This is a genomic window from Geothermobacter ehrlichii, from assembly GCF_008124615.1.
Lineage (GTDB): Bacteria > Desulfobacterota > Desulfuromonadia > Desulfuromonadales > Geothermobacteraceae > Geothermobacter > Geothermobacter ehrlichii.
This window is the reverse complement of the sequence record NZ_VNIB01000024.1, coordinates 1-7,633: the sequence shown is the minus strand read 5'-3', so window position 1 is coordinate 7,633 and position 7,633 is coordinate 1. Positions and strand designations below refer to the sequence as shown.

At 58.4% G+C, this 7,633-nt stretch carries 7 protein-coding genes and 2 pseudogenes; 7 read left to right on the top strand and 2 right to left on the bottom strand.

Features of this window, described 5'->3' with window-relative positions; translation table 11 throughout:
* Positions 1-156 precede the first annotated feature (156 nt).
* A complete protein-coding gene (locus EDC39_RS15085) occupies positions 157-1,359 on the top strand; it encodes an MFS transporter (protein ID WP_148897220.1) in 1,203 nt (400 codons plus the stop codon).
* A gap of 83 nt (positions 1,360-1,442) precedes the next feature.
* Here the strand turns inward: EDC39_RS15085 and EDC39_RS16000 are convergent.
* Positions 1,443-1,816: pseudogene (locus EDC39_RS16000) on the bottom strand (transposase); the annotation flags it as partial.
* Between the two features lie 241 nt (positions 1,817-2,057).
* Here EDC39_RS16000 and EDC39_RS15075 point away from each other — a divergent pair.
* From EDC39_RS15075 to gloA, 6 genes and pseudogenes are all read left to right on the top strand, one after another.
* A complete protein-coding gene (locus EDC39_RS15075; RefSeq protein ID WP_187426830.1) occupies positions 2,058-3,152 on the top strand; it encodes an oxidoreductase in 1,095 nt (364 codons plus the stop codon).
* 115 nt (positions 3,153-3,267) lie between these two features.
* Positions 3,268-3,974: pseudogene (locus tag EDC39_RS15070) on the top strand (haloacid dehalogenase type II).
* 52 nt (positions 3,975-4,026) lie between these two features.
* Positions 4,027-4,335: a cob(I)yrinic acid a,c-diamide adenosyltransferase gene (locus EDC39_RS15665; protein ID WP_246140274.1), complete on the top strand. Its 309-nt coding sequence runs from the start codon at positions 4,027-4,029 to the stop codon at positions 4,333-4,335.
* The gene (locus tag EDC39_RS15660; RefSeq protein ID WP_246140273.1) at positions 4,325-4,546 is read left to right on the top strand and encodes a cob(I)yrinic acid a,c-diamide adenosyltransferase; all 222 of its coding nucleotides are present in this window, start codon (positions 4,325-4,327) and stop codon (positions 4,544-4,546) included. Before EDC39_RS15665 ends, EDC39_RS15660 begins: the two co-directional genes overlap by 11 nt.
* A 133-nt stretch (positions 4,547-4,679) precedes the next feature.
* Complete coding sequence (locus EDC39_RS15060) at positions 4,680-5,321, top strand: lactate utilization protein (protein ID WP_148897218.1); 642 nt, start codon at positions 4,680-4,682, stop codon at positions 5,319-5,321.
* Positions 5,322-5,579: 258 nt separating this feature from the next.
* Positions 5,580-5,960, top strand: coding sequence for a lactoylglutathione lyase (gloA, locus tag EDC39_RS15055; RefSeq protein ID WP_148897217.1), 381 nt, complete (start codon positions 5,580-5,582; stop codon positions 5,958-5,960).
* Between the two features lie 77 nt (positions 5,961-6,037).
* Here the strand turns inward: gloA and EDC39_RS15050 are convergent, their stop codons facing one another.
* Positions 6,038-7,420, bottom strand: coding sequence for an MATE family efflux transporter (locus EDC39_RS15050; RefSeq protein ID WP_148897216.1), 1,383 nt, complete (start codon positions 7,418-7,420; stop codon positions 6,038-6,040).
* Positions 7,421-7,633: the final 213 nt, after the last annotated feature.

Genomic DNA, 7,633 nt, shown 5'->3' with positions numbered 1-7,633 from the left:
AATTCACGAGTGTACTTCCTTCTCTTCGAAACCATGCCAGTCCTCCTGACGCTGTTGTAGCAGCTTTTCGGACTGTCCACAATTTCGGGGGAAGGCCAGTCTTTCCAATTCTAAGGCCGGATGGAGCGATATTCGGGATTTTTCAGGGACGACTAGATGAGGAATATCTGGTTCGCTTTATCTGTAACCTTAATGGTGCAAATTTTTGTATCGGCCTCCTCCGTTACCGTTTCTGTGTTGGCTCCGGTTGTAGCAGCAGAGATCGGAATCTCTCCTAGGTATATAGGGCTGTTCGTAGCTATCCTTTACATGGTCGCCATGATCTCCAGTCTCATCAGCGGTGATTTCATTACCCGCTATGGAGCCGTCAGGGTCAGCCAGATTTGTCTAATTTTTTGTGCAGTTGGGCTGATGTTCTCAACCCTGGCGTCGATTCCGATGATGATTTTGAGTGCAATGTTGTTAGGGGTTGGGTATGGGCCGGTAACGCCGGCGAGTTCGCATGTGTTGATGCAAAATTCTCCGGTCAACCGGAGGGCTTTTGTTTTCTCATTCAAGCAGAGCGGAGTGCCGGCGGGCAACGCTCTGGCGGGTGTCATGGTCCCTTTTTTAGTTCTGGTGGTTGATTGGAGGGGAGCGGCTTTGGTTGTGGGAGGACTCTGCCTGCTGTCGGTTCTGGCCTCCGAGCCAGTGAGAGTGAAGCTGGATGTGGATGCCGAACCGAAGCACTCGCTCCAAATGAGGGGCATGGGCAAGCCAATCAAGATGATTTTTTCCAAGCCTGAGTTGTGGAAGGTAACCTTTGGTTCGCTCTTCTATGCTATGTTGCAGCTATGTTTCATAACCTATTTTGTTACCTATTTGATGGTAGGGCGGAATTTGTCGCTGGTGGACGCAGGGGGCATTCTAGCCGCTGCGCAGATAGGTGGTATTTCCGGTCGGATTTTCTGGGGGTTCGTCGCCGATCGGTTTTTCAGCCCTCGGGTGGTTTTGGGCTTTCTTGGGCTGTCGATGTCAGTGGTGATGGTGTGTTTTCTGTCATTAGGGGAGGGCTGCCCTTATCCGGTGATGTTGATCCTAAGCGTGTTGTTCGGCACCTTGGCAATCGGTTGGAATGGGGTTTATCTCGCAGAATTGGCGCGACTGGCTCCGACAGGGGAGACTGGTTCGGTGATCGGGGGGGGGCTTTTCTTTACCTTTCTAGGAGTGGTGGTGGGCCCACCAATTTTTGGAATGATTGTCACGGTGGCAAATAGTTACGAAATCGCCTTCATGGTCTTTGCAACCCTGTGTGTAGTTAGTGGGATCTCTATTCTTTGCAATTTCGGGGGAGGGGGCGTAAGTTTCCCCGTCAAATAGGCAGTTGTAAAGTAGAGGTTCCGGCGTTCTTTGACAGGTATTCAGCCGGCGTCAGGTCTCCCTGGGAATCGTGAGGCCGTTGCTCACTGTATTCGATAATCCACCAGTAGGTGGCCTTGCCTGCCCCTCCGAGCCATTTTCTCAGGATTGCGCCTTGGCGGTAGGATCAGGCAGTACCCCTCCAGGACCTTTCCACACTGCCGACAGCACAGCGGCGGTTGTGGTTCGGGCACGATTTTCGGCACCGTAATGGCAAAGCCGTGGGCCAGGGCGATGCGGGCGCGCACCTCCTTAAGAGGCATCCGGCAGCCAGAGCTCAGAAAACCGTAGTAGCGCACCTTCATAAAGCCCCAGGGCAGCACGTGCTGCAGAAAGAGGCGGATAAATTCCAGGGCGGACACCCTGTAGTGCGCATTCGACTGCGGCCCTTCTTCTTGTAGCGGAAAGTGACCTGGCCCAGTACGTCTTTCGCGTGGCGATCTCCAGCAGGCGCAGGCCGCAGGCGTAAACACACGAGAGGAAAACGCGGTTGTGATAGGTGTAGACACTGCTGAGGATGCGGTGGACCTCCTGACGGCTGAGCACCGTAGGCCGCCGCTGCTCCCTCTGTACGCCCAGGTAGTTGCAAGGCATCCAGTTGCGTTCGAGCACATAGAGGGGGGCCCAACCTGCAAACCAACAGGATACGAGGAGGCAACTTGAAAACACATCTGTTTAGTGAAGGGACAATCAATGGGGTCACCCTGAAAAACCGCATCGTCCGCAGTGCCACCTGGGAGGGGATGTGCGACGAAGAAGGAAGACCTAGCGAGCGCCTGATCGATCTCTATCGCGCGCTCTGCCAAGGAGGGGTCGGACTGATCGTGACCGGCTACACCTATGTGCGGTCCGATGGCAGGCAGCTGCCCGGGAAAATGGGCATCGACTCCGACGACCAGATTCCGGCCTTGCGGAACCTCACCCAGGCGGTTCACGACGCAGGGGGGCGGATATTCTGCCAGCTGGTTCACGCCGGTGGGCAGGCCAGCGCCAAAGCCATCGGCGGCCGCCCTCTGGCTCCTTCCGAGGTTAAGGACGCGACCTCTCCCGATTTGCCCCGGGCCATGGATCAACAAGACATTCGAGAGATTGTCGCCGCCTTCGCTGCCGGTGCTGGCAGGGCCAAGCTGGCAGGGTTTGATGGTGTCCAGCTGCATGGAGCCCACGGCTACCTGATCAATCAGTTTCTTTCCCCGCTGACCAACCTGCGCCAGGACTCCTACGGCGGTTCGCTGGAAAACCGGATGCGTTTTCTACAGGACGTCTACGCTGCCGTCCGGCAGGAGATCGGCCCTTCTTTTCCTGTGACCATTAAACTGACCGCAGCTGATAACATCGAAGGGGGAATTACCCTGGAGGAGGCGGTGACTGTTGCCCGCAGCCTCGATGAGTGGGGCATTGATGCGATCGAGGTCAGCTCGGGGACTGCTGCCTCGGGCGAAGAAGGGCCCATTCGCCGCCAGATCGACTCGCCCGGGCGGGAAGCCTACAATGCCCGTTATGCAAAGCGCATCAAGGAACAGGTCGGGGTGCCGGTCATTGCTGTCGGTGGTTTCCGCTCCAAGGCGGTCAGTGAAATCGCTCTGGAGAAAGGAGACGCAGATTTCATTGCTCTTTCCCGGCCTTTCATCCGGGAGCCGGACCTGGTTCGTAAATGGCAGGAGGATTCATCCCAGCGTGCCCACTGTATTTCCTGCAACGGCTGTTTCCGCCCCGGTATCAAGGAAGGCGGCGTCCGGTGCGTCCTGGTGTGAATGGGAAGCGGACTCCAAGGCATCCTCCGACCCAACGCTTGGGAAATGGCCCTTGGGCCTCCGGGGATCAGAGGATAATCAACAAGACCACTGACCCACGAGATTGGAGCTTGTGATGCCGGAAGAAGCGTTGCTGGGAAATATCAAAGCGTGCGTGTTCGACGCCTACGGCACCCTTTTCGACGTCCATTCCGCTATCGGTCGGTACCGGGGTCGACTCGGTGGGATTGCCGACTCTCCGCACAGTGGCGGAGCAAGCAGCTCGAATACACCTGGTTGCGAAGCCTGATGAAGCAACATGCGGATTTCTGGCAGGTCACCGAAGATGCCCTCGGCTACGCCCTGGAGATTTTCAACCTTCAGGACCGGTCTCTGCAGAAGCAACTTATGGAAGCCTACCTGCATCTGGATTGCTACGAGGAGGTGCCGAAGGCCTTGGAGGATTTGAAACGTCGCGGCCTGCGTACGGCCATCCTTTCCAACGGCTCTCCCACCATGCTCGAGGCCGCGGTAAAGAATAGCGGTCTGGCCGGCCTTCTGGATCAGACCCTGTCGGTGGAAGAGGTCGGGGTCTACAAGCCCGATCCCCGGGTCTATCGACTAGCCGTGAACCGGCTGGGTTTGGAGGCCGGCGAGATCGCCTTTCAGTCCACCAATGCCTGGGATGTGGCCGGTGCCAAAGCCTTCGGCTTTCGAGTGGTATGGATCAACCGGTTTGGGCAGGCCCGGGAACGCTTGCCGTTTGGTCCGGATGTCGAAATCGCCTCCATGGTTGAATTGGAAGGCTGCTTGTTCCCTCATGGGGACGGAACTGAAAAATGACCGGGTTGGATCCACTCCCCGTGCGGCGTTTGGAGCCCAAGGAGAAAAGGGGTTGACCCTGGTCATTGCCGGTGACGGCAAAGGAAAAACGATCTCGGACCTTGGCATGGCCCTGCGCGCCTGGGGGGCCGGTCTCAGGGTCTGCATCATTCAGTTCATCAAGGGGACCACCTATGCCGGGGAATGGGGCGGGATAAAAAAGATGGGGAGTAGGGTCGAGTTGATCGCCACCGGTATGGGGTTCTGCCTCCCGAACGCAAGCCGTGCTTCGCAGGCCGAACATCGGAAGAGATCCCAAGCGGCCATCCAATTGGTCCACGAAAAAATGGCGTCAGGCCATTTCGACCTTCTTGATTCTTGACGAAATCAACAATGCCTTGCACCTGGAACTGATAGATCTGGAACAAGCTCTCGACATACTGAAGCACAAGTCGCCATTATTGCATCTGACCCTTACTGGTCGCGATGCCCACCCGCAAATTATTGAGGTGGCGGATACCGTTAGTGAGATCAGGGAAATCAAGCATGCCTTTCGAGAGAAAATCGAGGCTCAACCAGGGATCGATTACTGAGGGTGTCCTTCGGAAAACACATTCCAAGAACCAAACTGAAACAGTTAAGTCGACAGGGGGGTAGGGCTTACAATGGAAAATCCCGTCCGGGGGTGGAGAGGTTTAGCGCTTTTTTGAGAAGGAGAAAGCCGAGATGGACGAACATTTTCAATGGCACCGGAGGAGGCTGCTCGAGCAGGCTGCAGCCGCACTGGAAAAACACGGGTTTCCCACGCGGGTGTGCGATGCCCGGGAGGAGGCGATCAGGTACCTGCTGGAGGAGGCCGCCAGCGCCGATACCGTTGGCTTCGGCGGCTCCATGACCTTGGCCGAGCTCGGTCTGGTATCCGAGATGGAACAGGCCGGCAAGAAGGTCCTGGTCCACGGCAGGCCCGGGCTGGGCCCGGAAGAACGCCGACAGGTCATGCGACAGCAGTTGACCTGTGACCTGTTTTTGACCAGCACGAATGCGCTCACCCTCAATGGGCAACTGGTTAACATCGATGCCACCGGCAACCGTGCCTGCTCCATGGCCTTCGGACCGAAAAAGGTGATCGTGGTCGCCGGTGCCAATAAGATTTCCGCGGACCTCGAAAGCGCCCTGAAGCGGGTCAGGGAGGTGGCTTGTCCGCCCAACGCCCGCCGACTTGGCTTCGATACCCCCTGCGCCAAGACCGGGCTGTGCAGCGACTGCAATTCCCCCCAGCGGATCTGCCGCATTACCACCATCATCGAAAGACAGCCCAGGGCGACCGATCTGCGGGTGTGCCTGGTCAACGAAAATCTCGGATACTGACCCTGACATAAGCATGCAGGAGGAGGGCCCCTTGTCCCGTTACTCGAAATATGCCACTACGGTTGTCGGCTCATACAGCACCCAGAGGGATGAAATCATCGGCCGATTGATTTGCTTTTCACCGGGGGATCAGAGGAACCGGCGCGACCATGGAAGACGACCGCGCCAGAAGCCGACGGCGGGATCGGGCAAGGCGGAGAGGGGGCGCACAGGGCGGCGGGACGACGTGTAACAGTGATGAAAAGGGGGCAGAGCGAGATGAACTACCAGATGATTCATAGCTGCATCCGGGTCATGGACCTGGAGAAATCCGAACAATTCTACCAGCAGGCCTTCGGCTTCGAAGTCGCGCGGCGCCTCAACTTTCTCGAGCACAAGTTCACCCTGTCCTACCTGCGCGCCCCGGGCGGCACCTTCGAGCTGGAACTGACCTGGAACCACGACCAGAAGCAGCCCTATGAGCTGGGCAACGGCTATTCCCACCTGGCCGTGGGGGTCAAGGACCTGGCAGCCTCCCACAGGCGCCACACCGAGCTGGGACTCAACCCCATGCCGCTCAAGGGGCTGGCCGGGGGCGAGGCGCGGTTTTACTTCCTTTCCGACCCTGATGGGTACCTGGTGGAAGTGGTCAAGGTCTGACGCAGGCGGGTTACTGCTTGATCGAAAATCAGCGTTTGCAATGCCCATCACTCCAGCGGTGATGGGCATTGTTCTTTTCAGGGTTGGGAGGTTTGCCGGGGGCAGATCTTTGCCCGGGCAGGATTGACGCCAAGCCGACGCAGCTCACGAATCAGGAAAATTCCGCTCAGCAGGGCCGCCACCAGCTCGGCAACGGGGGCGGCGAGCCAGATGCCGGTCAGGCCGAAGAAATGCGGCAGGATCAGCACCAGTGGCATCAGCAGCAGTACCTGCCGGGAAAGGGTGAGAAGCGTCGCCACGCGGGGCTTGCCGACCGCCTGGAAATAGTTGGCGCTCACCATCTGAAAACCGACAAGCGGCAGCATGCTCAGGAAGATGCGGATGGCCTGGCTCCCCATACGGGCCAGTTCCCGGTCGTTGGGGTTGAACAGGCGGATAAGCCGTGCCGACTGCAGCTCCACCGCCGCAAAACAGAGCACCACAAACACGGTGGCCGCGATGATGGCGAGCAGCAGAGTCTGTCTGACCCGCCCGAACCTGAGGGTGCCGTAGTTGTAGCCGATAATCGGCTGGGCCCCTTGGCTGATACCGGCAATCGGCATTTTGACCAAGGCATAGATGCTGAAAATGATCCCCATCACCGTGACGGCCAGTTCCCCGCCGTAAAGCTGCAGCCGGTTGTTCAGAATTGCCTGAATGGCGCTTGCCGCCAGGGCCATGACCCAGGGCGGTGTGCCGGCAACGGCAATCTGCCGCACCAGGCCAGGCCGCAGGCGCAGGTTGGCCGCGCGCAGCTTGAGGGCGCTTTTGCCGCCCAGGAAGTAGGTCATCACCCAGGCGGCCGAAATGCTTTGGGCCAGGACGGTCGCCAGGGCGGCACCGCGGATTCCCCAGTGTAAAACCACGATAAACAGCGGATCGAGCAGGAGGTTTATCCCGGCGCCGAGCAGCATGGTGAGCATCGCGGCGTGCGGGTTGCCGTCGCTGCGGATGAAATTGCTCATGCCGAAGGATATCTCGTGAACGAGGACCCCGAGGAGAATGATCGTCAGGTACTCTTCGGCCAGGGGCAGCACGGTACCGCTGGCTCCGAACAGGCGCAGCAGGGGGCTCATGAACAGCAGGCCGAAACTGGTGAAGGAGGCCGCCAGCAGCAAGTAGAGAGTCAGGGCGTTGCCGAGCACCTGCTCAGCCTCCTGACGACGGCCCTGTCCCAGGCGGATCGCGACCAGGGAAGTGCCGCCGAAAGCGATCAGCATGCCGAAGGCCATCATGATCAGCATGACCGGAAAACAGATGGAGACCGCAGCGATCCCATCGGACCCGACCCAGTTGCCGACAAAGATGCGGTCGACGACGTTGTAGAGCGCTGTCACCAGCATGCCGGCAATGGCGGGGAGGGAAAACTCCACCAACAGCCGCCCGATCCCTTCTGTCGCTAACCTTTCGACTCGACCCATGCGTATTCCATGCAGCGTTAAACCAGGATCCGCGAACTTACCACCGAACTGGCGAATTCATGCGCTAATGCGATTTTCCACAGGTGAGGCGTGAGGGGTGAGGCGTAAGGGGTAAAAGTGGCCTTCCCCCGGCTTAGTGGACACCGGGTTAGGCTGCAAGTTTAAAATAGGCCGCTTCGTATTCAGCCGGGCTTTTGTAGCCCAGCGTTGAGT